Origin of the sequence: Paenibacillus sp. GCM10027629 (assembly GCF_042676425.1) — a bacterium.
Classification (GTDB): domain Bacteria; phylum Bacillota; class Bacilli; order Paenibacillales; family Paenibacillaceae; genus Paenibacillus_K; species Paenibacillus_K terrigena.
This window is the reverse complement of record NZ_JBHTGZ010000012.1, coordinates 547,792-572,343: the sequence shown is the minus strand read 5'-3', so window position 1 is coordinate 572,343 and position 24,552 is coordinate 547,792. Positions and strand designations below refer to the sequence as shown.

General features: G+C 46.5%; 20 protein-coding genes and 4 pseudogenes. 16 read left to right on the top strand and 8 right to left on the bottom strand.

Translation table 11 applies throughout. The features are described 5' to 3' along the window. Positions 1 to 22 precede the first annotated feature (22 nt). The 3 genes from hsdR to ACFQZR_RS23200 are packed head-to-tail and all read left to right on the top strand — an operon-like array spanning position 23 to position 6,200. A complete protein-coding gene (gene hsdR / locus ACFQZR_RS23210) occupies positions 23 to 3,271 on the top strand; it encodes a type I restriction-modification system endonuclease (RefSeq protein ID WP_379350329.1) in 3,249 nt (1,082 codons plus the stop codon). Continuing rightward, entirely contained in the window at positions 3,272 to 4,777 is a 1,506-nt protein-coding gene (locus ACFQZR_RS23205; protein WP_379350327.1) for a class I SAM-dependent DNA methyltransferase, read from the top strand. Continuing rightward, positions 4,770 to 6,200, top strand: a complete 1,431-nt coding sequence (locus tag ACFQZR_RS23200; RefSeq protein ID WP_379350325.1) for a restriction endonuclease subunit S — start codon at positions 4,770 to 4,772, stop codon at positions 6,198 to 6,200. The genes ACFQZR_RS23205 and ACFQZR_RS23200 overlap by 8 nt, the downstream gene beginning before the upstream one ends. Before the next feature lie 93 nt (positions 6,201 to 6,293). On the opposite strand, the pseudogene ACFQZR_RS23195 reads toward ACFQZR_RS23200, so the two are convergent. Next, positions 6,294 to 7,528 (bottom strand): annotated as a pseudogene (locus ACFQZR_RS23195) (SpoVR family protein). 67 nt (positions 7,529 to 7,595) lie between these two features. Here ACFQZR_RS23195 and ACFQZR_RS23190 point away from each other — a divergent pair. Next, positions 7,596 to 8,180: a restriction endonuclease gene (locus ACFQZR_RS23190; RefSeq protein WP_379350323.1), complete on the top strand. Its 585-nt coding sequence runs from the start codon at positions 7,596 to 7,598 to the stop codon at positions 8,178 to 8,180. Between the two features lie 149 nt (positions 8,181 to 8,329). Beyond that, positions 8,330 to 8,896 (top strand): Uma2 family endonuclease, encoded by a 567-nt coding sequence (locus ACFQZR_RS23185; protein ID WP_379350321.1) that lies wholly within the window; start codon positions 8,330 to 8,332, stop codon positions 8,894 to 8,896. A 77-nt stretch (positions 8,897 to 8,973) separates the two neighbouring features. Here the strand turns inward: ACFQZR_RS23185 and ACFQZR_RS23180 are convergent. Beyond that, positions 8,974 to 9,792 (bottom strand): annotated as a pseudogene (locus ACFQZR_RS23180) (SpoVR family protein); the annotation flags it as partial. Then, a pseudogene (locus ACFQZR_RS23175) lies at positions 9,789 to 10,301 on the bottom strand (DUF444 family protein); the annotation flags it as partial. The pseudogenes ACFQZR_RS23180 and ACFQZR_RS23175, both read right to left, overlap by 4 nt. A gap of 115 nt (positions 10,302 to 10,416) precedes the next feature. On the opposite strand from ACFQZR_RS23175, the gene ACFQZR_RS23170 reads away from it, so the two are divergent. The 4 genes from ACFQZR_RS23170 to ACFQZR_RS23155 all read left to right on the top strand — a co-directional run bounded on the left by ACFQZR_RS23170 (position 10,417) and on the right by ACFQZR_RS23155 (position 15,042). Further along, on the top strand, positions 10,417 to 11,385 hold the full coding sequence (locus tag ACFQZR_RS23170) for a BadF/BadG/BcrA/BcrD ATPase family protein (RefSeq protein ID WP_379350319.1): 969 nt from the start codon (positions 10,417 to 10,419) through the stop codon (positions 11,383 to 11,385). Between the two features lie 39 nt (positions 11,386 to 11,424). Continuing rightward, positions 11,425 to 12,153 (top strand): sugar isomerase domain-containing protein, encoded by a 729-nt coding sequence (locus ACFQZR_RS23165; RefSeq protein ID WP_379350317.1) that lies wholly within the window; start codon positions 11,425 to 11,427, stop codon positions 12,151 to 12,153. A 289-nt stretch (positions 12,154 to 12,442) separates the two neighbouring features. Beyond that, positions 12,443 to 13,984: a recombinase family protein gene (locus ACFQZR_RS23160; protein ID WP_379350315.1), complete on the top strand. Its 1,542-nt coding sequence runs from the start codon at positions 12,443 to 12,445 to the stop codon at positions 13,982 to 13,984. A 56-nt stretch (positions 13,985 to 14,040) separates the two neighbouring features. Further along, on the top strand, positions 14,041 to 15,042 hold the full coding sequence (locus ACFQZR_RS23155) for a Gfo/Idh/MocA family protein (RefSeq protein ID WP_379350313.1): 1,002 nt from the start codon (positions 14,041 to 14,043) through the stop codon (positions 15,040 to 15,042). Positions 15,043 to 15,135: 93 nt separating this feature from the next. Here the strand turns inward: ACFQZR_RS23155 and ACFQZR_RS23150 are convergent, their stop codons facing one another. Next, the gene (locus ACFQZR_RS23150) at positions 15,136 to 15,987 is read right to left on the bottom strand and encodes a DegV family protein (protein ID WP_379350311.1); all 852 of its coding nucleotides are present in this window, start codon (positions 15,985 to 15,987) and stop codon (positions 15,136 to 15,138) included. 454 nt (positions 15,988 to 16,441) lie between these two features. Here ACFQZR_RS23150 and ACFQZR_RS23145 point away from each other — a divergent pair, with 454 nt between their 5' ends. The 4 genes from ACFQZR_RS23145 (at position 16,442) to ACFQZR_RS23130 (ending at position 18,144) form a co-directional block, all read left to right on the top strand. After that, positions 16,442 to 16,660, top strand: a complete 219-nt coding sequence (locus ACFQZR_RS23145) for a hypothetical protein (protein WP_379350309.1) — start codon at positions 16,442 to 16,444, stop codon at positions 16,658 to 16,660. Positions 16,661 to 16,828: 168 nt separating this feature from the next. Beyond that, positions 16,829 to 17,320 (top strand): DNA-deoxyinosine glycosylase, encoded by a 492-nt coding sequence (locus tag ACFQZR_RS23140; RefSeq protein WP_379350307.1) that lies wholly within the window; start codon positions 16,829 to 16,831, stop codon positions 17,318 to 17,320. A gap of 213 nt (positions 17,321 to 17,533) precedes the next feature. Next, the gene (locus tag ACFQZR_RS23135; RefSeq protein ID WP_018756133.1) at positions 17,534 to 17,740 is read left to right on the top strand and encodes a CAT RNA binding domain-containing protein; all 207 of its coding nucleotides are present in this window, start codon (positions 17,534 to 17,536) and stop codon (positions 17,738 to 17,740) included. 236 nt (positions 17,741 to 17,976) lie between these two features. Further along, positions 17,977 to 18,144 carry a GapA-binding peptide SR1P gene (locus ACFQZR_RS23130; RefSeq protein WP_379350304.1) on the top strand — a complete coding sequence of 56 codons (168 nt, stop codon included), beginning with the start codon at positions 17,977 to 17,979 and terminating at the stop codon, positions 18,142 to 18,144. 111 nt (positions 18,145 to 18,255) lie between these two features. Here the strand turns inward: ACFQZR_RS23130 and ACFQZR_RS23125 are convergent. Continuing rightward, a pseudogene (locus ACFQZR_RS23125) lies at positions 18,256 to 18,915 on the bottom strand (DUF444 family protein); the annotation flags it as partial. A gap of 235 nt (positions 18,916 to 19,150) precedes the next feature. On the opposite strand from ACFQZR_RS23125, the gene ACFQZR_RS23120 reads away from it, so the two are divergent. Continuing rightward, positions 19,151 to 19,525, top strand: a complete 375-nt coding sequence (locus ACFQZR_RS23120; RefSeq protein WP_379350302.1) for a DUF423 domain-containing protein — start codon at positions 19,151 to 19,153, stop codon at positions 19,523 to 19,525. A gap of 20 nt (positions 19,526 to 19,545) precedes the next feature. Then, a complete protein-coding gene (locus ACFQZR_RS23115) occupies positions 19,546 to 21,213 on the top strand; it encodes a putative bifunctional diguanylate cyclase/phosphodiesterase (RefSeq protein ID WP_379350300.1) in 1,668 nt (555 codons plus the stop codon). Between the two features lie 44 nt (positions 21,214 to 21,257). Here the strand turns inward: ACFQZR_RS23115 and ACFQZR_RS23110 are convergent, their stop codons facing one another. Beyond that, positions 21,258 to 21,566 carry a hypothetical protein gene (locus ACFQZR_RS23110; RefSeq protein ID WP_379350298.1) on the bottom strand — a complete coding sequence of 103 codons (309 nt, stop codon included), beginning with the start codon at positions 21,564 to 21,566 and terminating at the stop codon, positions 21,258 to 21,260. A gap of 135 nt (positions 21,567 to 21,701) precedes the next feature. Here ACFQZR_RS23110 and ACFQZR_RS23105 point away from each other — a divergent pair, with 135 nt between their 5' ends. Then, on the top strand, positions 21,702 to 22,004 hold the full coding sequence (locus tag ACFQZR_RS23105; protein ID WP_379350966.1) for a YunC family protein: 303 nt from the start codon (positions 21,702 to 21,704) through the stop codon (positions 22,002 to 22,004). A 74-nt stretch (positions 22,005 to 22,078) separates the two neighbouring features. Here ACFQZR_RS23105 and mtnA read toward each other — a convergent pair whose 3' ends face one another. Further along, positions 22,079 to 23,131 carry an S-methyl-5-thioribose-1-phosphate isomerase gene (gene mtnA, locus ACFQZR_RS23100; RefSeq protein ID WP_379350296.1) on the bottom strand — a complete coding sequence of 351 codons (1,053 nt, stop codon included), beginning with the start codon at positions 23,129 to 23,131 and terminating at the stop codon, positions 22,079 to 22,081. Continuing rightward, positions 23,128 to 24,348, bottom strand: a complete 1,221-nt coding sequence (mtnK, locus tag ACFQZR_RS23095) for an S-methyl-5-thioribose kinase (RefSeq protein WP_379350294.1) — start codon at positions 24,346 to 24,348, stop codon at positions 23,128 to 23,130. Before mtnK ends, mtnA begins: the two co-directional genes overlap by 4 nt. Positions 24,349 to 24,552: the final 204 nt, after the last annotated feature.

Sequence of the window (24,552 nt, the reverse complement as noted above, 5' to 3'; positions counted from 1 at the left end):
TACTAAATATCGAGGTGCTGAGATGGCTGGAAACTTTGAATTCTTACATAATCGATGGGAGATTTTATCGAACCTTGGCGAGATGGCAGAACGCAATCTATTCGTCGATCCGAATACGTCATTAATCAAGCTTCGCATGTTTGGCGAAACAATGACTAAGTTTATATGCGCCATGGAAGAAATGGTCGAGACGAAGGAACTTACGCAGGTCGATCGGCTGTCACAGCTCAAACGGGATGATCTCATTACGGATGAGATTGAAGATTATCTGCATACCCTTCGCAAAATCGGCAACAAAGCCGTTCATGAATCGGACTACGGCTCAACGAAAGAAGCGCAGGCGTTAACGCATTTGGCGTTCCGGCTCAGCGTCTGGTTTATGCAAGTATACGGCGACTGGGATTTCCAAGCTCCTGACTATATAGAACCGGTACAGCAGGAAACCGCGAGTAATGAAGAGCAATTGGCTCAACTAGCAGAGTCCTACGAAGCGAAGATGGAGCGTCTTCAGCAGGAACTGGCTGCGCTCCGACAACAGCAGGCGACCGTCACGAACGAGGACAAGAAGAAACGTCATTTGAAATCCAAACAAGCAGGCAGCGCCTTCGCCTTAACGGAAGCAGAGACGAGACTCATTATTGACGAGAAGCTGCGTCAAGTTGGTTGGGAAGTGGATTCGCAGACACTTCGTTTCGGACTTGGCGTTCGACCGGAGAAAGGGCGTAATCTCGCGATCGCGGAATGGGCGCTCAAGACTGGATTTGCAGATTACGCGTTATTTTGCGGTCTAGAGCTAGTCGGTATCGTTGAAGCCAAAAGGATCAGCAGAAACGTAGAGGCGGATATTGCACAAGCGAAGAAATATGCGATGCAGGTCGTCCGTCACGGTGATGAGATCATCCACGGACCTTGGGGCAATTATCAAGTACCATTCCTGTTCTCTACGAACGGACGTCCTTACCTGGAACAGCTTAAACATATGTCTGGCATCTGGTTCCTTGACGCTCGTAAAGCGAGCAATCATCCGCGTCCTCTGCAAGCTTGGTATTCGCCGCAGGGGCTTAAGGCTCTGCTGCAGCAGGATGTAGATCAAGCTTCTAAAGATCTGCAAGACGAGACGCTCGAATACCTGAAGCTTCGTCCATACCAAGAGGATGCGATCTTGTCTGTTGAACGTGCGATTGAAGCTGGTGGGCGCAATATGCTGCTCGCAATGGCAACGGGTACAGGGAAAACCAGAATGGCGATCGGGCTTATCTATCGTCTGATTAAGCATAACCGATTCAAACGTATTCTTTTCCTTGTTGACCGTTCGGCACTTGGTCGGCAAGCGGAAGCGGCATTTAAAGATTCCAAGCTAGAAAGCTATCATTCATTTACGGAGATTTTCGAGCTTCAGACACTGGATGACAAGAAGCCCAATCAGGAGACAAAAGTCCAGATCGCTACTGTACAAGGGATGGTCAAACGGTTATTTTACAGTGAGTCGGAGGATGGGGACATTCCTTCAGTTGACCAATACGATTGTATTATTGTCGATGAAGCGCATCGTGGTTATACACTGGACAAAGAAATGTCGGAGTTGGAGCTGGAGTTCCGCGATCACGAGGACTACGTGAGCAAGTATCGTAAGGTGCTGGACTATTTCGATGCAGTACGTATTGGATTAACGGCTACACCAGCCTTGCATACGGTCGAAATCTTCGGACGTCCTGTATTCAATTATTCCTATCGTGAAGCTGTCATTGACGGCTATTTGATCGATCATGAACCACCGATGCAATTTGAGACGCAACTTAAGAAACACGGGATTAAATGGCAGGTTGGCGAAGAGGTAGCTGTGTATGATGTCTCATCCGGCAATGTGGATAAGGAGCTGCTTCAGGATGAGATAAACCTCGAAGTCACTCAGTTCAACAAAACCGTCATTACGGAAAATTTCAACCGCGTCATATTGGAAGAACTGACGAAGTATATCGACCCCGAATCAGAAGGGAAGACACTCATCTTCGCGGCAACGGATGATCATGCGGATATGGTTGTTCGAATTTTCAAGGAAGAGCTGGAAAAGGTTTACGGTGCAGTAGACGATAACGCGGTTCTTAAGATAACTGGCTCGATCAAGGACCCACTACATGCAATCAAGTTGTTTAAAAATGAGCGGTTGCCGAGCATCGTCGTAACTGTCGACTTACTGACGACTGGCGTGGATATTCCGAGCATTACCAACCTTGTGTTCCTGCGACGCGTACGTTCGCGGATCTTGTATGAGCAAATGCTGGGAAGAGCGACGAGACGCTGCGATGATATTGGCAAGGATCATTTTATGATCTATGACGCGGTGGGAATCTACGAGACATTAAAGCCGTACACGGACATGAAACCAGTCGTGACCAAACCTACTGTAACGCTGGACGTACTGACGGAGGAGCTTGCTCAGATCGAGAGTGAGGAGAAGGGCAAGCAGCATAAGGATGAGATCGTCGCGAAGATGCAGCGCAAGAAGCGCACGTGGATGGCAAAAGATCACGAGGACTTCAAGGCGCTATCCGGCGGGATGACCATCGAGAAATTTATTACCGATCTGAAGAATATGAGTGCTCTTCAAGCGGGTGCCGACCTGCAGATGAAGAAAACGCTTGTTACTTTTATTGATGAGAATCGTGGCAGAGCGCATCGGATCTATATATCCGAGCATGAGGATAAGCTGCTCTCGACTACTAGAGGTTATGGCAATGCGGACAAACCGGAGGATTATTTGGAGGGGTTCCATTCTTTTATAAACGAGAACCTGAACCTCATTCCAGCCCTCACGATTATTTGCACGCGTCCGAACGACTTGACTCGTGACGAGTTGCGTAAGTTGCGAGTAGCACTAGATCAGCAAGGCTATTCCGAGAAAATGCTGCAAGCGGCTTGGCGAGATGCGAAGAATGAAGACATCGCAGCGGACATTATTAGCTTCATCCGTCAGCAAGCGCTTGGAGACCCATTAATTAGCCATGAAGAGCGCATTGTAGGCGCGATGAAAAAGATATATGATAGTAAGGTTTGGACAAAGGTCCAGAAGGACTGGCTAAAACGGATCGAGAAGCAGCTTCTGCAGGAATCGGTACTGGACCCGAACCCGGAGAAGGCATTCGATGTCGAGCCTTTTAAGAGTAAGGGTGGCTATAAGCAGTTGAATAAGATTTTCGACGGCGAGATGGATACGATTGTAACGACAATCAACACTGCGCTATACACACCAAGAAAGAGGGATCTTGCATAAATGGGTAATCAGGATATTGTACAGAAACTGTGGAATTTGTGTAACGTACTGCGTGATGATGGCATCACGTATCATCAATATGTAACGGAACTGACTTATTTGCTCTTCTTGAAAATGATGAAGGAAACTGATCAGGAAGAAAGTAAGGATGGCAAGGTTATGTTGCCAGAAGAGTATCGCTGGGATTCTCTTACCGGACGACATGGTGTAGCACTTCAACAGCATTACCGTCAGCTTCTTCTTGATTTGGGCAACCAAGGTACCGAGACAATCAAACAGATTTATATGAACGCAACCTCCAATATCAAAGAACCGAAAAACTTGGAGAAGATCATTACATCTATCGATCAGCTCGATTGGTACAGTGCCAAGGAAGAAGGGCTTGGAGACCTGTATGAGGGACTGCTCGAGAAGAACGCCAGCGAGACCAAGTCGGGAGCGGGGCAATATTTTACACCGCGTCCGCTTATTGATGTTATTGTTAAGCTGGTTGACCCTCAGCCAGGCGAGCGCTGTAACGATCCTGCAGCAGGGACATTCGGCTTCATGATTGCGGCAGATCGCCATGTGCGCAGCAAGACAGACGATTATTTTGACCTGGGCGAAAAGGAAGCTGAGTTCCAGAAGCATCAAGCATTCACTGGTGTTGAATTGGTAGAGGATACGCATCGTCTTGCAATGATGAATGCCATGCTTCATGATATTCAAGGTGAGATTATGCATGGAGACACACTATCTGATGTTGGTGCTCATGTGAAAAATCTCGATGTCATCCTGACGAATCCGCCATTCGGTACGAAGCAAGGCGGCGAACGTCCAACGCGTGATGACCTTACCTTTGCGACGACGAACAAACAGCTGAACTTTCTTCAGCATATTTATCGTGCGCTGAAGGCAAATGGTAAAGCACGTGCGGCAGTTGTCCTCCCGGATAATGTGCTATTCGAAAGTGGCGTAGGCGCGAAAATCCGTGCTGACTTGATGGACAAGTGTAACCTGCACACCATTCTACGTCTGCCAACGGGAATCTTCTATGCACAAGGTGTGAAGACGAACGTCTTATTCTTTACGCGTGAGAAGACGGATAAGGAAAGTACGAAGGAAGTATGGATCTACGACCTGCGTACGAATATGCCAAGCTTCGGGAAGCGTACGCCGCTGACGGTATCTCATTTTGATGCTTTTGTGACGGCTTATACAGCTGAGGATCGCACGAAAGTGGAAGACAAGCGCTGGAATGTGTTCAACCGCGAGGAAATATTGAAGAAGGACGACAGCCTGGATATCGGCTTGATTGCAGATGAGTCGTTATCTGCTTATGACGATCTACCTGATCCGATCGATTCGGCAGAGGAAGCGATGACGAAGCTGGAGGAAGCATTAGCTTTGCTGAGCGAAGTCGTTGCTGAATTGAAGACAGTTGAAGCAAATCGAGATGGCTATAAGGAAAACAAACCTAAATTGTCATTGGTAGCAGAATCATCCGGGGTGTATGGCAATGAGTAAGAAGAATGCGAAGTCGCAGGAAGAGTTGTTGAAGGAAGCTCTGGTGCCGGTGGAAGAGCAGCCTTATGAGGTGCCGGGGAATTGGGTTTGGGTGAGACTCGGTAACATTGCAATTATTAAAAGAGGGGCTTCTCCCCGTCCAAAAGGTGATCCGAGATATTTTAATGGTGCTATTCCGTGGTTAAAAATATCGGATGTATCAAAGCAAGGTAAGTATATTTATGAGACCGAAGATACAGTAACAGAAGCAGGAAAAGAAAAAAGTGTATGGGTAGATCCGGAAACCATTATTTTAAGTATAAGTGCATCAGTTGGGCGTCCTGCCATTTTGAAAGTTGGAGTATGTATACACGACGGATTTGTAAAAATTGAAGAGACTAGTTCAATTATTCATAAAGAATTCCTATATTATTTTTTATTATCTGCTTTGAATCAGATGCTTAATAAAGCAAAGGGCGCTACTCAAATAAATATCAATTCAGAAATTGTAAAAAGTCTAGCAGTAGCTCTTCCCCCACTTAACGAACAAAAACGTATTGCTGACAAAATCGAAAGACTCTTGGACAAAATCAATCAAGCCAAACAATTAATTGAAGAAGCCAAAGAACCATTTGAACTTCGACGAGCGGCAATTTTGGATATGGCTTTTCGTGGAGAGTTGACAATTAATAAACGATTTTCACATGGTAAAGCCATAATTAACACGGGTAAAGGTCAGTCAACTGATGATGGGAAAAGTGAGGAATTACACAAACAACTATCAGAGATTTGCCCTAAAAATTGGTTGATCCATCCCTTGGGCGACCTTATTCGTGATAATACGAGCATTTGTTACGGTATCGTTCAAACAGGTGAGGACACTCCAGGCGGAGTTCCTACAGTACGAGCAGGTGATTTGAAAAATGATTGTTTTGAAATAAATAAATTAAAGAAAGTTAATAATGAAATTGAAAAAAATTACCCGCGTTCGAGGCTTTCTGGGAATGAAATATTAATTTCTATAAGAGGTAGTGTTGGATATGTTGGTATTCCTACTTTAGAAATGCAGGGAATAAACGTATCACGAGAAGTTGCAGTAATACCAATAAATAATTCTCTATCCCAAAGATTTTTGTCGTATTACTTTCAATCACCTATAGTTCAGAACTTTTTGAAAAAGATAACAAAAGGTGTAGCACAGCAAGGGATAAATTTAAACCAATTACGAACTTTACCAGTACCTATCCCATCTGCCGATGAACAAGATGATATTGTGGACCGTTTAGATAAATTACTGGAGAAAGAGTATATGATAAGTCGAAATATAGAAGATTTAATCGAGGATAATCTTGTTAAGTTGAGTCAAACTTTACTTTCGAAAGCATTTCGAGGGGAACTAGGGACAAACAATTCAACTGAGGAATCAGCTCTGAAAAGTGTGTAGTACAGAGTAGAATTTATTAAAATCATCTGGATACCGAATGGTATCCAGATGATTTTAATTGCTTCGAGCCAAATTTCTCACTGTTTAGCCGAACTACATAAAATTACGATTCACATTCTTCCCATCACACTTAAACAGCAGATTCATATTCTCGACGATAGTCTCGAGATAAACGGATTTACCCCACAATTGATACACACAAGGGAGCGTACGTTCCACTTACTTTAAATCGAATTCCACTCCTTCGAACTACAGCAAGTAGCTCCTCATTATGCAAATAATCAACGTCTTTGACCATCAGATAAGGGAATCCGCCGTTTACTTTCGAAAAGGCAAGGCGAGCTGATCAAGGATGTTCTCCCATGATTTATCTGTAATCTTCCACTCTGGACCTTTCTTCTCAAACCCGTACTCCTGATCCTTCACCAGATTTTTCGTTAAATAGTTGTGGATGAAGGGAATATCATGATTATGTTCTCGCACTTCAAATAATTAATCCCTGCCGCGCCTGGTGCCCGACAGAGTTGTTCTTTTTCCTCAGGAGTAGGGTTATCCCAGCGCTTCTCGATATTTTTAAAAATCTTTAGTCCTAGATAGTATGGATTTAGCGTATGACGTGGTGCACGCCGGAGGAGTTCAGATTGCAAATTCAATGGTTTTATCATCGGTTTAATCAAGCTCTCTTATGATGCTTTGATGGGAAAAGGTTGCCCAGCCTTATTCAATTTACCCAAACATCGTTATGATGTCACGACACCAAGGTCCAATATCGAAGAATATTCTTCAAATGAACCATAAGATATATCTTTCCGGCTGATGTGGGAGCTGAAGCGGAAGATTGTTGCTTTGGAAAGGAAGAAACATATTGCTCCTTAGGCATGTGGTAAGGTTTCACGATCGAAGGATTGACGTGTTCTTGAATCGCAAGGACAGCATCAATAAATTGCTCCACCGATAATGTTCCATATTTCATTTCATTATTTGGAATGCGTTTAGCGGTCCCCGTCATACTTTCGACCATGTTCCGGTTTGTTTTGTAGATCCGGGCATTGTTATTGAAAAAGTGGGCGAAAACGTGGATGACGCTCCGTTTAATTTGGACAAGAGAGTGGCTATCGAGCAAGAAGACGTAGCGGGGGTTGGAGTTGATGAGAAGCTCGTAAACTTGCTCAGTCCAAAGTCGTACTGCATCTTCATCTTGTTGAACGTCTTGCTGAAGCTCCAATGCTTCAAACGAATAAACGTTATCGGACGGGCAACTATCATCTCATCGGATAGAAATCTAGTAGTCCAAGCGCAGTCGCAATTTCCGTAATTTCATCCCGCAGCCATCCATTTCATGAGGTTGGAAGCCCAGTGAGTTGGACAAGATGGAAGCTAGAGGGAGTGATGGAAATGACTATTCTATTCAGCTTGTCGATCTTAACAATGTGTATGTTGTGGTATCTGTACTACAATCAAAAAAAGATGTTAGAGAGCTACCGAGCAAATGCACTCGATGCCTTCTCGTCGCACGAAGATATGAAAGAAACGCTTCGGATTGGTCTGTACAACCGATTTAAACGAGATTTGGAGCAGCAGAATGAGGAAGATCCGTTGCTGTTCGAGCATTTTGTTGCCGATATTATGACGTCAGTGCGCGGTGGTAATACTTACGTTACAAGAAGCTCAGGAGATTTTGGCATCGACATTGAAGAACAAGCAGATAGAGGACTATACCTGGGACAAGTGAAGTGCTACAACGATCAGAACTTGGTTGGATTTGCCCCTATCGCAATTGTCCATTCCCAAATGATGAAGCAAAGCGCCGTAGGTGGTTATGTGGTGACGACTAGTAAGTTTACGTCCAATGCGTATACCTATGCTAAAGGATTAAACATCGAGCTCATTGATGGTAATCAGTTGGTAGAGTTATGGCTGCAGCATTTGGAAGTGAAGCGAGAGAGCATTGCCGGGTTGAATCCGGTGCCGCAAACGTAAGACAATCAGCGAACGAAGCCCTATTTTCATTAATGAGATACAATCGGTGAATATGTTATAATTTCAGTTAGATTCAAAGTTAGCAACGACTTGCTTGGACATGGTACACTTAATGAAGTGTTAATCACATAATCAGAAGGAGGTCGAACATGGTGTCAAATCCAGATGAGAAGAAAATCCATACCTATCAAGATTGGCTGACATGGGACGGAACATGGGAGCTAATTAACGGCAAAGCCTATAATATGTCGCCAGCCCCAACCTCATTGCATCAATTTATTGTAGGAGAGCTTCACTTCGCTCTTCGGACATTCTTTCAGAATCGGAGCTGCTTGGTGTTCGTAGCTCCCTTTGATGTGTTTTTCAGCGAAAGCGAACAATATGAGTCGCCTGATCATGTGACTCAGCCTGATCTTTCGGTAGTTTGTTCGAAGGACCAAATATCCAAGAATGGCTGTCACGGTGCGCCGACCATTATCATTGAAGTGCTGTCACCTTCTACGGCATTGAGGGACTTTAATGAGAAGTTCAACTTATATCAAAAGCATGGGGTGCAGGAATATTGGATTGTCGATCCTGGGAATCGAACGGTACATGTATATGCGCTACAGGATGGTAGTTACCAGGTGCGTCATTTATATACGGAGCAGGAAACGATTCAATCCATCGTCTTTAAAGATTTACAAGTGCCTATGAACACACTGTTCAGTCTATAATATCAAACAACAATAAACCGGCGAGGTACACTCTCGACCGGTTATTTTTTGTCCCCCGAAATCTAAGCACCTTTGCGAAACGAAGCCCAGCCTTCGTTCATGATCTTCGTCTCCATCTGCGGCCAGAAATAGAGCATCTCCTCACGCAGCATCGACATAATATCGCGCTGCCAATCTTCAAGGATCGGTGAAAATTCTTGAATGAACCAGACGATATCCTTCTCGGGTTCCGGCGGAAAGGTTCGATTGACAGGGGTATCGCTCTTGCTAAGAATGTTCTTCGGATCCAGATTCCAGAGATCATCGTATTGGCCAGGTTCCTTGTACCCATTCGCTTGATCTTTCGTCTGCTGCATGAGCTTCTCAGTATAACGTTTCTTATCGAGACGCTGCGGCTTAATGAGCTGCGGATCAATATGCTCCTGAATGGCGAGTACCGCATCAATGAAATTCTCGACCGCTTCTGTGCCATGTTCAAGCTCATAGCGACTTACCCGTTCCGCCGTAGCGGACATGCTCTCCACCATATTGCGATTCGAATTGGAGAAACGAACGTTATTCTTGAAAAAGTCGCAGTGTGCGAGAACGTGAGCAACGATCAGTTTGTTCTGGATGAGGGAGTTCCCATCCAAGAGGAAGGCATAGCAGGGGTTCGAGTTAATGACGAGCTCATAAATTTTACTTAGACCAAAATCGTATTGCATCTTCATTTTATTGAAAGTTTTTCCAAAGCTCCAGTGAGAGAATCGCGTAGGCATGCCGTAAGCGCCGAACGTATAGATGATGTCGGCCGGGCAGATCTCATAACGCATCGGATAATAATCAAGGCCGAAGCCGTCAGCGATCTCCATAATCTCGGCAATGGCAAATTCAAGATCTCGGATTTCCTGCGTCATGATCGTGTCGCCCCTTCCGGTGATTTCTGAAAGAATGTCTTGAGCGCCTTGTAGACTTCGTTCTTCTCCTTAATGACGTAATGCATGAAATGCGGTTTATTGATATGCCGGTAAGCCGACATGAGTGTACTGCTCCGATTGTATTGGTTCACTTCGCCGTAACCGAACATATTGCACCGCTTCAGCAATTCATCGATGAGTTTGACACAACGCTCGTTATCGGACGTAAGATTGTCGCCATCAGAGAAGTGGAACGGATAGATGTTATAGTTCGCAGGCGGAAAGCGACGATCTATAATTTCAAGTGCTTTGATATAAGCGGAGGAGCAGATCGTACCGCCGCTCTCGCCTCGAGTAAAGAATTCATCTTCCGTGACCTCCTTCGCCTCTGTATGATGCGCGATGAATACAATTTCCACTTTCTCGTATTGTTGACGAAGGAAGCGGGTCATCCAGAAGAAGAAACTTCGTGCGCAATATTTTTCGAAGCTGCCCATGGAGCTAGGGGTCTCATAATGAACTATTTGTAAATGTGTACTAGCCTTGTTCTGTCCTACATATGTATGGATGAAGCTATTTTACGGTATACATGCGTGTCTGATGAATCCAAAGGAGGAGCCAAACATGCCATACTACTTGAGCGCAGATGGTGGCGGGACAAAACTCACGGCCGTTCTGTTCAATGATCGTTACGAAGTGCTGGGCGTTGGGCGTGGACAAGCTATTAATTATGCCTCTCAAGTAGATATTGCAGGTTCCATTCAGAACTGTCTGGCCTCATGTCTGCATGGATACAGTGGGATCACCATCGAGAAGGTCTATTATGCCATGCCAGCTTCGACTGACATGTTCATGTCCATCCTTCGGCAGCATGTGATCGTTCATGAGGAACAATGGCTTAGCGAAGGCAAGATGGCGCTGCTTGCGGGGATTGTGCAGCAGGAAGGCATTGTTGCATTATCGGGGACGGGATCCGGTGTATTTAGGGTTGCCGAAGAAGAGCAGCATCTTGGCGGCTGGGGACATCTGCTCGGCGATCTAGGTAGTGGATATGAGATCGGCCAAGATGTGATTCAAGCCGTATTAAGGAATTTCGAAGATCGAGGCTCAGTTACGCGATTGAAGCAGCTGCTCATCGACGCTTGGCAGGTGCAAGATCGACTAGCGCTCATCCATCATGTCTACCAAGCTGCAAATCCACGGCGGCAGATCGCTTCTGCGGCGATCTTAGGCGCAGAGGCAGCTGCTCAAGGCGATGAGGTAGCTCAGCGGATATTCGTGAAGGCCGGTGAAGCGATGGCGGAGCAGACAAATGAAATGTTGGACAGGGATCAGAAGGAATCAGGGGTCTCGGTTATGATCGCAGGCAGCGCATGGAAAGGCTGCAAGACGATGTACGATCGATTCTGCGAGAAGGTTCATGAAGAGCACCCTTCAGTACAGATCCACATTCCACGATTCGAGCCGGCATTGGGTGGGTTATTCGCCCAGTTCTATGCTGAAGATGCAGGAAGTTCGGATCGACTCGCCACCTCCGTAGCACAACTTATTGAAGATCGGCATGCTCCACTGATGTATAGAGTTTTATGGTAAGTCATGACACATGCATTCACCGAATGGGGAGGGGTATTTATGTTAATGGATCGATATTTTGAAGCGGTTGAAGCGCTGCAGACGCGTATTCGATCGACGCAGCAGACACCGATAGTTCAAGCTGCGACAGCGATTGCGGAAGCATCCGCGGTGGGACAGGCTGTTCATCTCTACGATACGGGGCATATTGTCGATCATGAATTGATTCGAAGGGCGGGAGGATTACTGCTGATGAAGCCGCTTCGGGCTACACTTCATGTCGACAATCCTGTGCGGAAGCGTGACTTGTATGGCAAGGAAAAGTCGATGGAAGGGCTGGGAGAATATTTCCTGCGTGCTTCGAATGTGATGCCAGGCGATGTACTCATAATGGGTTCGGTTTCGGGTAAAAGCGTGGAGGCAGTCGACATTGCACTGGCGGCAAAAGAAATGGGTGTCACATTGATCGTCTTAACGTCCTTAACCTATTCGTCTCAAGTCAAGTCCATGCATTCATCTCATAAGAGGTTATTCGAGGTCGGTGATATTGTACTCGATAACGGTGCGCCGCTTGGGGATGCGCTGCTGCAGGTGGAAGGACTAGGGACAGGGATTTGCCCTGCTTCAGGGTTGTCCGCGGCTTATATCATGTGGGCGGTAACGGCAGAAGCCATCGATCAGCTGCTGGCAAAAGGCCTTACACCGTCGGTCTATAAGAGCTACAATTATGCGGACGGCTGGGAATACAACGATGTGCAGGAGAAGGCATATGCCGAGAGAGGCTATTGATATGCATTTACGAACGCTAGGGGATCTCCCTGGCGTTTTTCGTTTAGCTGTAGAAGCCTAAAGGACAGGACGCATGAGACAAGTTCGGCTGCGCATACACTTCAGTATGACAATCAGGGGAGGCGAGTCCCTTGCCTTATACCGTAAGTGAAAAATTCGGCGACAAGCCAATAGCTGCGTGGATTGGAACACGGTTCAAGTCTTATGTGTTTGAGCATTACGGTGTGGAGATTGAGGTCAATAGGGTACCGGTCCCCGTTGAAATAGACTCGAATAGGAGGGCGGACGCATGCAGCCAGAAACTCGAATTCGATGCGCCATCTACGCGAGGGTAAGTACAGATCAGCAAGGGGATTCCATTGAGAACCAGATAAGTCAATGTGAAGAATACATTCATCGTCTTGGCGAGCATTATGATACTTCGGATATTATGATTTACCGAGATGAAGCTGTATCGGGATATTATACGAGCGTATTCGACCGGCAGGAGATGAAGCGAGCTATTCAAGCAGCCCGTGAGCAAGCGTTCAAGCTGCTCGTCTTCAAAGAGGTCAGCCGGGTCGGTCGGGATAAGCAGGAGAACCCGGCGATCATCGGCATGTTCGAGCAATATGGTGTGCGCGTGGTGGCGATCAATGATAACTATGATTCGCTCAATAAAGATAACATCACTTTCGATATTTTATCCGTATTATCTGAACAAGAGAGTAAGAAGATATCGTCCCGGGTTAGCAGCGCAAGAAAACAAAAAGCACGCCGCGGGCAATGGAGCGGAGAACCGCCCATTGGTTATCGTATTCACGGTGATACGCAGCGGCTTGTGATTGATCCAGAGCACGAGGAAATTCCTGCGCTAGCTTTTAAACTCTATGTGGAGCAGGGACTGGGAACATTCCGCGTGGCGGAGGATCTCAACAAGCGGGGATACCGTACGAAGAACGGGAATAGGTGGACGCGGGAGAATGTGAATAAAATGCTGCGAAATCCGGCGTACATCGGACATGTCGTCTATGGTACGCGGCGAAATCAGCTGAAGCGAGAATACGATGACGCCGGCAAAATGTCCAAGCGTAAGGTGCAAGTCCGTATTCCCGCATCCGATTGGCAAATTATTGAGCGTGCGCATGAACCGATTGTGGATGAGGAGATGTTCCAAGCCGCGCAGCGCATACTAGCGGGCAGAGGGCAGAAGGGTGCGCCTCGGCGTGCCTATCATCCCCTTACTGGGCTATTACATTGCGGCCAATGCGGGAAGCGCATGGTCTGCCAGAAGCGATCATCCGGCGTCAAATCGTATCGATACTATGTCTGTTCGACAGCACACAAGTATGGTCGAGAGGCTTGCTCGCAGCCGAATGCGGAAGCGGATCAGCTGGAAGAAGCTGTACTGAATGCTATTCGGCGACAATTGGCAAAGTTAGCGCAGGATCAATTTCGCTTCACCTATGATCGTCGTCAGGATCTAGAACGCCTTCGAGGAACGTTAAGCACCAAGTTAACTTTGCGGGCCAAACGGCATAAGGATCAACTGGATTTATTCCATCAGCGAGAACTGTTCGATGCGAATACGTATGAGCAGCAGATGCGTTCGTTCAGAGGGCAGCTCGAGCAAGTGGATGAGGAAGTGAAGGAGATTGAACGTCAGATCTCAGCATTGGAAGAGCTTCCGGCTGCGGATACAGCACTCCAGGATTATTATGAGTCATTTATAGCGTTGAAGCTAAGCGGTGATACAGCTGCGCGGGTATTGTTCCATGAGCTATTGGAGCGGGTAACGATCGATTCTGAACAGTTGATGGTTGCTTATCAGGTCTATTTTTGCAGTGAATAGGTCTGTCCCTTATACTGAAAGTAATGAATGTGTTTCGTGGAGGGAGAGGAAGTTCAATGCATAATAAGCTTCAAATAGGGATTATCGGGTGTGCCAAAATTGCGGTTAAAGCGGTAATGCCTGCAATAGTGGAATCGAAGACGAGTCGATTGGCGGCTGTTGCTAGTCGAGACGAAGCAAAAGCCCGTGAAGTCGCGCAGCAATTCGGCATCGAGAAGAGCTACAGCAGTTATGAAGCCATGCTGGAAGATCCAGAGATCGATGCGGTGTACATTCCGCTGCCGAATCATCTGCACCGCGAATGGGCGATTCGTGCTGCGGAAGCAGGGAAGCATGTCCTCTGTGAAAAGCCATTGGCTTTAACACCGGAAGAGGCAGAAGAGATGGTTCGAGCAGCCGACAAGGCGGGCGTTAAACTGGCTGAAGCCTTCATGTACCGCCATCACCCGCGGTGGGACCGGATTCGTGCGATCATCGCAGCAGGTGAAATTGGTGAGCTTCGAGCGATTCGTGGAGCTTTTACGTTCAATGGCGCTCGAATGGATCGGGGGAATGTTCGGTTCCGCTCGGACTTTGGCGGCGGTTCGATCTATGACGTTGGCTGTTATCCGATTAGTGCAGCGCGGCTGATTACGGGGCTTGAGCCCGAAGCAGTATCAGTACATGCGCAATTTCTGACCGAATTCGGGGATGTAGATATGATGGCATCCGGATTGGTGGAGTTCGGAAATGGTTTGTCATTAACCTTCGATTGCGGTATGCTCGCGAGCTATCGGAATTTCGTAGAGATTGTCGGGGCAGACGGACGAATCGAATTAGAACACGCGTTCAAACCGACAGATGAAGGTACCCACGGTTTTACTGTTACGACGAATGGGGAGCGTCGTGAAGAGCGGTTCGCACCGTGCAATCAATATGCGCTGATGGTGGATGATTTCGCGCGTTCCATCTGGGGAGAGCAGTCCCTTCGATTCCCACCTGAGGATGCCACTCGCAATATGCGTGTGATAGAAGCCTGCATACGTTCAGCAAAGGAACGTGTGAGAGTCACGCTGTAGCATTAATAACACAAGAACGCCCATTGCATCTGTTCATTCAGAGGCGATGGGCGTTCTTGTGTTCGTATAGAATGTTTACGTTTTTGGCGTGTTTTAAGCATTACAGGCAAGGACAATACCGACGGTCTGCGGACCACAGTGGCTGGCGATAACGCAGCCTGTCTCAGCGAGCAGCACTTCGCGTACCTTCGTCTCGCGCAATAAAATTTCACGGATCTTCACGGCTTCCTCCTCCGCGAACGAATGGGTCACGGAGATGGTAGCGCCATCCAGGTGGTCTTTGTATTTCAGCGCATTTTGCAGCAGCTGATCAAAGGCCTTTTCGCGTTTGCCACGAACCTTGGAAGCGAGGATCATTTTGCCGTCGACGACCTTTACGACAGGGCGGATCTTAAGCAAGCTGCCGATGAAGTTCTGCAGACTGGAGCAACGTCCACCTTTATGCAGATAATCGAGCGTATCGATGATGAATTCTACTTCGATGCGTTCGCGTGCCTCGAGGATCATTTGCTCGATCGCCTGTAAGTTATGTCCAGCTTCGGCAGCACGGACGGCTTGAAGCACGAGCAGGCCGATGCCGGTCGATAAATTACGTGAATCGATGACGACAACACGTCCTTCAGGGAACTCGTCGGCTGCTATTTTTGCATTCTGGCACGCAGATGATAACTCGGATGAAATACCGATGAAGACCACGTCATGACCTGCTTCGATGGCAGGGGTGAACGCCTTTATGAAGTCACCCGGTGAAGGTGAAGCTGTCTTGGGGAGACTTCCAACGACATCAACTTTTTGATAGAGCTGAAGCGTGGTTATATCCTCGCCATCACGAAAAGCCTCCTCACCAAAGGTTACATACAAGGGAATAATACCGATTTGATATTGTTCGCGTAACTCAGGCGGCAAGTCACAAGTGCTGTCTGAGAAGACCCGAATGTTAGACATGAAGAACAACCTCCTGAAATGAAAATATGTAAGAACAATGATCTCATTATATACTACGAATCCAGAATTAGAGTAGGGAAATGTTAACAATAGAATTGTGTAAATCTATTAGGACATAAGAACAATCCGAATGATTCAGAGATTCATATTTTATAGTATATCGATCAGAGAGGAAGTGTTGGTCCAAGGCTGAGGTGAAATGGAGTATATGGGATCATGTCCGTCGAGTTCGTCGCTTTGTTAAGAATCATGTTGGAGATCGTGTGCTTGTCGGTTTGTTTGATGGCACCATTCATAGGGGGCGAATCTTATCTGCAGATAGAAGATCTTTCCGATTGCGAGTGAGACGGCGCGGGCTCAATGTTATCATTGTGATTCCTTTTTTCCGTGTGAGATTCATTACGTTGTTATAGGATCGTAGGAAACCTGCGTAGGAGTAAAAGGGGATGAACTTATGTCACGATCGATGACACCATCCGATATTCGTGATTTTTGCAAAAATAATGTCGGCAATCGTGTGAATGTGGTGTTGCAGGATGGCACTAGTTATACAGGGCATATTGTCATGGCAACGACAACGATGTTCGGTATTCGTTATAGCCATCATGGGCGAACTGTCATCACGAAAATTCTATATAACACGATGGATTATGTGGAATTGGAGCCGTGCTAGGAACAAGTCCAAAGGACGGACCGATTTCATCATAATGAATAGGTAAGAAGCCCGTTCGGATTCGAACGGGCTTTGATATTATGAGACAACGTTCTGATATCAGTCAGGTTTTTCCTTCAGAGTGTTTTCGTTATAATGTTACTTACCATATACAAATAAGGAGAACTTATGCGCGTCCAATCATTTTCACCCATTGTCAATGACCAGTCCAATAAATTGATTCTAGGTTCTATGCCAGGCGTTGTCTCGCTAGTGCAGCATCAATATTATGCACATCCGAGGAATCATTTCTGGAGGATCCTCTATGACTTGAACCAACTCCAGCTTGAGACGGATTATGATCAACGCATTGCATTTGCAAGTTCGAAAGGGATCGGCTTGTGGGATGTATTAGGAGAGTGTGTCCGAGAAGGGAGTCTGGATTCGAATATTCAAGAGGCCGTGCCGAATGACTTCGTATCGTTATTCGCATCGTATCCTCATATTACCCATCTATTGTTCAATGGAACGAAAGCTTATGAGGTGTTCATGCGACAGGTGGCGCCGCATCTTGATCTGGAGCATATGACGCTGTACAAGCTTCCTTCGACGAGCCCGGCGAACACAATGTCCTATGCGAGGAAGCTTGAAGCATGGAGGAATGAGATCGTCTGGATATGACTTCCATCTAATTTCCGTATGGGAAAAAATGAATTAATCGCCTCGATTGCGAAGGAATTTAAGTTAGGCTGTCGAAATAACTTAGAAATATTGTTGCTATCTTATGATATAGGGGGGAACGAATACAAGTCTTGGGCGATTCCAAGCGCAGCAACAAAGCTAACGCGTTCAAATGGAGAGTGAAAATGACTATCACTTTTTGGAGGGATGACGATGTCGGATCGTAAAATTACTCAAATTTTATCCCATAATACCGTGATTGTAAGTAGCTCAGCGGGGACAAAGTCCATTCTTTTTGGAAGAGGGATCGGTTATATGAAGAAACCGGGGATGGTCATTGACCAAGAGGAAATTGCAGAAGAATATTTGCTGCTGCCAGTCTACCATGCCTCCAATGTCGCGATGAAAAGCTGCGTATAGCAGACTCAATTGAATCGAGAATGTTTATAGCCTGTACTTGCAGAACCCGAGGTTCGCGGTGCAGGCTTTTTTGTTCGTATTGCGTAATACGTGTTCGGGGCCCCCGCAAAGCACTTGGATCAGCTTTGGAGCCAAAGCTTCACTTTATGGAAATAAATGGAATGGTACGACATCGCCTTCGCATATGCTTCTAATGAAGTCTGATTTTAACCCATTACATGAAGGAGTGAAAGTGAATGCCAACGCATGGCGACAGCTTAAAGTTTGGTGTTGTTCTCTGCAAACAGTGTAATGAAGTGATTGATGAGATTGATGCGTACAAAGTAACGATTCTGTATAGTCTGTGTGACGGATGCGAAGTCAACGAGCCAATGGAATCGAATACCATAAGCCAAGTGAAGTGACGAGTCTAATATGTAGAAGTCATCTGACCTGAATAACGAACTGTCTCTGCGATGTTATGCAATCGCTATCAATAGGAGAGGGGGGAGTATCCTAATGGTTCATTATGAGATACCCAAGGAACCGGAGGTATCCATCATGGCGATGATCACGGCATTGGAATGAGGCGTCACGATCTCTTCCCAGGTCTTATAACGAAGGTCTTCCGGAGAAATGCCATGAATACCAGGATCGCCTGCTGTGGCGTTGCGGCGCAAATTCTCAAGAATGGTGCGTTTCTTATCAATGTTGGACATGATTCCGGTCTTGCGGATATCATTGAATTGAATTTCGGTTGTCTCCAATTGATCTTTGTCTTTCTGCTGCAGATTGGGAAGTTCGAGTTCTTCGAATAACATCGTCTCCAACTCTTCGATACTCACTTCGGCCTCGACAAGATCTTGGCCTGGCTGATCTCCTGCTTTGTCCCCTTTGCCAGGTCCGCTCTTCGGATCGGTACCGAGGACATCTCCGACTTGACTATCTCCATCCCCTTGGCCGACATGTTTCTTCTTATTGTAATTATAAATAAAACGAAACTCATCCAGACTGCGGATGGGGACTTTAATGATTTGCTTGCCGTCTGACATGATAATGTTCTCTTCGGTGACGAGATCGGGTAAATTCTGTTTAATCGCGTCACGGACTTTTTGCTGATGGCGAGATTGATCTTGGAACCCTTTTCGATGCAAAGACCAGTCTTCTCGCGACACGATGGACATCACTTGATCCATTCTATCCATACAGGAACCCCTCCCCAAAAAAATCGTTCGCGTGCTTGATCGCCTGTTATTCTAATATATTCAGAAGAGCGAACGATATGTGACCGCATTCAGTGAGCGTGGATCAGCGGAAGGATTGAATCATTGTCGTTTTCGTGGAGGATATGGAAAATTACGACGTTTTTTATTATGATAGAGGAGGTTAAGCTAAGTTTAAAATATGGAAAGCAGAAAAGGAGATTCGACCATGTTACGTAAGTACGTCGTGATCGGCAGTCTAAATTTACTTGTTGCCGTAGCTCTGGGTGCATTCGGTGCCCATGGCTTGAAATCCATATTGACGGAGTCGCAGCTCAATACATATGAGACAGGCGTTCATTACCATATGATTCATGCGTTAGGTATCCTCGTCATTGCGCTTCTCTCAGGGCACTTGAAGAGTTCGCGTCAATTGTTATGGTCAGGACGACTTCTATTTACAGGCATTATTCTATTCTCCGGAAGCCTGTATCTACTCAGTGTTACAGGCATTATGGTTCTAGGTATTATTACACCGCTCGGCGGCGTTGCATTCCTGCTCGGATGGTTGTTGCTAGCAGTAGCGGCTTTACGTAACTCATAGATAAAGAGAGGATCGTGGCAATGGAGGCGAAGAAGCAATCTTCTAATGACCAGCTGCTGAGGGCGATAATGGAATATTACCCGATCTCTGTGATTGAATTAGAGCTGAACGGGAAGATCGCAAATGCCAATCATCATACCTGTGAGTTGACTGGATATGAAGAACATGAATTAATCGGCATGGATTATCGGTTGTTGTTGAGTGATGAGCAGATTCATGCCAATATTTTGCAAGGGAAAGCAACCCAGAAGTCGACCTATTTCGATGATAAGAGAGGAATCCGAATCGATCTGCAAATGGTGATCTATCCGATCATGAAGGAAGACCGGCTTGAACGTGTAATGCTGATTAGCCAGGACGTGAGTGATCGACGACGTGTGAATGATCGTATTCGATATATGTCCTATTATGACGATATGACGGGCCTTCCGAATCGGCGATTGTTCTTGGAACGGCTTACAGATCTATTGGATGCGACACGTTCCGCGGATGTGGGGGTCGCCGTCGCCTATATGGATCTGGATCGATTCAAGCTCGTGAATGACTCCTTCGGTCAAGATTTCGGGGATATGCTGCTGCTTCAGATTGCAGAACGGCTTACCCGGATCGTAACGGAATATGATTTCGTTGCGAGAATGGACGGGGATGAGTTTATTTTTTATTTTGTGAATATCAGTACGGAGGAAGAAGCGTTTCAGAAGGGTATGCAGATTGTTCAAGTGCTCGATGATCCGTTTATTTTGAAAGATCAACCCATCCATCTGACGGCGAGCATAGGCTTATCGATGAGCAGGGGACATCAAGGCGATGCGAGACAGCTGATCAAACAAGCAGATATTGCGCTCTCCACCGTGAAGAATAAAGGGAAAAATCATTATAAGATGTACTCTTCAGAGATGTCGACCAAGTCCCTAGAGCGTCTGACCTTACAGCATGAACTGCGCAAAGCGATGCGAAATGGAGAGTTCCTACTCTATTACCAGCCACAAGTACATATGGAGACCGGACAAATTGTTGGCGCGGAGGCACTGATTCGCTGGAAGCATCCTGAGAAAGGGCTGATCCCGCCGGACCAGTTCATTCCACTGGCTGAAGAGAATGGCTTGATCGTCCCGATGGGCGAATGGGTGCTAGAAGAAGCGTGCAGACAGAATAAAGCTTGGCAGCAAGCGGGATTGCCGTCGATACCGATCTCTGTTAACTTATCGATGCGTCAATTTTTACTTCAGAATTTGAATGAGAAGGTTGGCCAAGTGCTAGAGAAGACGGGACTCGAGGCGAAGTATTTGGATCTCGAGATTACAGAGAGCATGACGATGGACGTGGATCATGCATCCAATTGTCTGAAGGAGCTGCGTGAGCTAGGCGTAGGGATTAGTATCGATGATTTTGGTACCGGATATAGTTCATTCAGCTATTTGAAAGATTTCTCGATCAATCGGCTCAAAATAGATCGTTCTTTCGTTCGCGATATTATGGAAGATCGAAGCGCAGCGGCCATTGTGGCGTCGATTATCGCGATGGCGCATCATCTGAATTTGCAAGTCATCGCCGAAGGTGTCGAGTCCGAGGAACAAGTTGACTTTTTGAAGGCGCACTGCTGCGATGAAATTCAAGGCTACTACTATAGTCCGCCTGTACCTGTCTATAGAATTGAAGAGATGCTGACCGAGAATGTCGTGTCATGATAGATAAAGGGAGCTCCTGAGGGGCTCCCTTTTCGCTGTCTGTTTTAGACGATAAATTCATCAATTTCCGTGAGGTTTAGAATGTAGACCTGTTTCTCATCCACATGATAGACATGGATCAAGGACCGGATTGGGTCAAAATCTAAGATGCGTCCAGGAATACTCTGCTGAACGCCGCGTCCTTTGTTCACAATAAAACGAATCAATTTTGATTGGTGTATGGCTGCCAGAATAATGTCTTTGATAGATAGCTGTACATCCGTTGGATTTTTAGGCGATAATGCTTGGGCCAAATCAACTTGGTTCAAGTATCCTATTGGCTGTGATGTGTCTGATCGTGAATTGTTATCCATAATGCCTATATGCCGCCTCCAACTTCGGTGATAAAGAGTAGTGCTATTGTACCACGTTTCTGAAATCAGATGTAGAACTAAAATTGATGAATCGCATATATTATAAAAGTCGCGATATGAAGGAAGTGATAAATGATGGTTCGGGTTGAGCCGATTCAAATAGGTAGCGTGACAGTCATCGGGGTTGAAGTCAAATTGCCGAAGACGACGCTGCTTGCTGTGACAACCGAACGGGGCTACATTATGTGCGGCGCGTTAGATGTTGGACTACTCAATGACAAATTGAAGGACCGGAACATTATTGCTGGTAGAGCCGTTGGTGTTAAGACCTTGACTGAATTGTTAGAAGCCCCGTTAGAGTCCGTGACCCATGAAGCAGATGCGCTTGGTATTCATCCCGGCATGACAGGGAAAGATGCTATTCTGATGATGGTATAGTCAATTGATTATGAACCGAAAAAAGGTACAGAGGTTTCATGATGACATGAATGCCTTCTGTACCTTTGATTTATTTAGTTAAATAACTTCGGCAAGTTCACATGGAAAGGCGGTTTAATAATTCCTTTTTCCGTGATAATCGCACTTACATATTCATGAGACGTCACGTCAAAGGCAGGATTGAACACTTTGATATCCTGAGGTGCAGTACGCTTCCCAAATCCCTCGGTAATCTCCGAATCCGGGCGTTCTTCAATTGGAATATCCGCGCCGCTGGCTGTATTCAAATCAATCGTAGACAATGGACTCGCAACATAGAAAGGAATGTTATGCGCCTTGGCAAGAACAGCAACGCTGTACGTACCAATCTTGTTTGCGACATCCCCGTTCGCTGCTACGCGGTCGGTACCGACGATTACAGCCTGGATCCAACCCTTGGACATCACATAACCAGCCATGTTGTCACAGATCAATGTGACATCGACGCCGGCTTGTTGGAGTTCGAAGGCCGTTAAGCGTGCGCCTTGCAAGACAGGGCGTGTCTCGTCTGCGAATACTTTCAGATGCATACCTTGCTCTTTGGCAAGATAGAATGGCGCGAGTGCCGTACCGTACTTCGCTGTAGCAAGACCGCCGGCGTTACAATGCGTAAGCACACCCATGCCATCCTCGAACAACGTTAATGCATGCTCACCGATAAGGCGGCAGACTTCTTCATCTTCAGCTTGAATGCGATGCGCCTCTTCGAGCAGCGCAGCATTCCGTCCTGCAAGTGTCGAACCATCCGTTGCGACACCTTCAGCACAACGTTTCATGCGGTCTAGTGCCCAGAACAGATTGACTGCCGTCGGACGCGAAGTTGCGAGGTATTCTGCCGCCTTAAGAACTTCTTGCAGCCATGCAGCAGGTTCTTCCATCTGAAGTGCTCGGCCACCCATGGCAACGCCGTACGCTGCTGCAATTCCAATGGCAGGTGCGCCACGAACCGCCAGGTGGCGGATCGCTTCCCATACTTGCTCCACCGTTGTAAGGGGAAGCATCACGATTTGCTCGGGAAGTAGTCGTTGATCCAATAAGTCTAGATGTGTATCCGCCCAACGGACGGATTGCAGAGGTGCGTTCGTCATGATGCATGAACTCCTTCTATCGCTTGTTCTAGAGTGTCAATAAATGTATCAAAGGTCTTCGCCTGACGGTGTTCCATAATAAGCGTGCGACCGATTGCAAGTGCAATGCGTTCTGCACGTTCTTTCATAGCCGTATCTGCTATGGTATCGATATCTGCGACATGGGCCAGTCCAATCGTGCGGCGAATCATCTTGCAGCCCGCGAATCCAATCGCATCTTGCAATAACCGCTGCATGTAGAGGTCTTGATAGCCCGGCGTATTCGCCAGTGGGTCTACAGTATGTTCATTCCAAAGGGCACGGAAGTTTTTGTCGAATGCGGACCAGATCTCGCGAAGCGTCTCGGTGAGATAATCACGATAGGATTCGCGAGCCTCACTCGTCTTGCTCCAATAGGCTTGACCGATGTAATTCATGGCAAGGTTCGAGAGAACTGCGGCAATATCGAATCCCATCGGACCGTAATAAGCGAATTCTGGATCGATCACTTTGGTCGATTGTTCCGTTATGAAGATGCTGCCTGTATGGAGGTCACCGTGCAAAAGGGCTTGTGCCGAAGTAAGGAATTTCTCCCTTAATTGAGCAACTTCCAGCTTGAGCGGCTGATCGGCCCATAGCGCTTCAACCGCATCACGGATGGCAGGGTTGAAGTTATTGGTCTCGCTATCGAAATAAGGATCAGCGAAGATGAGATCCTCTGTAATTTTGCATAGCTCGGGATTAATGAACTGCTTGACGGCTTCTTTCTTCGCCTGTTGGTTCTTGCCAAGGTCGGAAGTGAAGAAGAGCATTCTTGCAAGAAACTCCGCAATATGACCTGCGAACAGCGGGTAACGATGACCCTCAATTAAGCCTTTGCGCATAATCGTGTGATCGCTTAAATCTTCCATGATCGTCATGGCGAGCTCTGCATCATAGCGGTACACGGTAGGTACAAGGTCCGGACATAGCTGATGCTCTAGGAGGAGTGCTACGCTCTCAATTCTTGCACGGTCCAAGGTGAGGGGCCACGATTCCCCGACGACTTTGGCATAAGGGAGTGCTTGCTTGAGAATGATGCTCTTATTCGATGCTGCATCCGAAATATGAAAGACGAGATTCAGGTTGCCGTCTCCGATTTCACGTGCTGACAGATCGGCTTGTTCATGGAATAAATCTGGAATTTCTCTCGCGATTTGAGTTGCTTCTTCGAGGGTTAAAGGATGATATGCGGACACCTCTGCCCCACCTCCATAATTCAATATTCTCCCATTGGAATGGTATAGTTGTCCCTAAGTATACTGGATAAGAACCAATGTTAAAATAGTTAAATTGTGACGATGTGACAAAAATCACGGCGAATTTTCGGGAGATTTGCTGGCGAAAGATGAACTCTTGTCGAAATCAAGGTATAATAGTGATATTGTTGGTGAGAAAGGCGG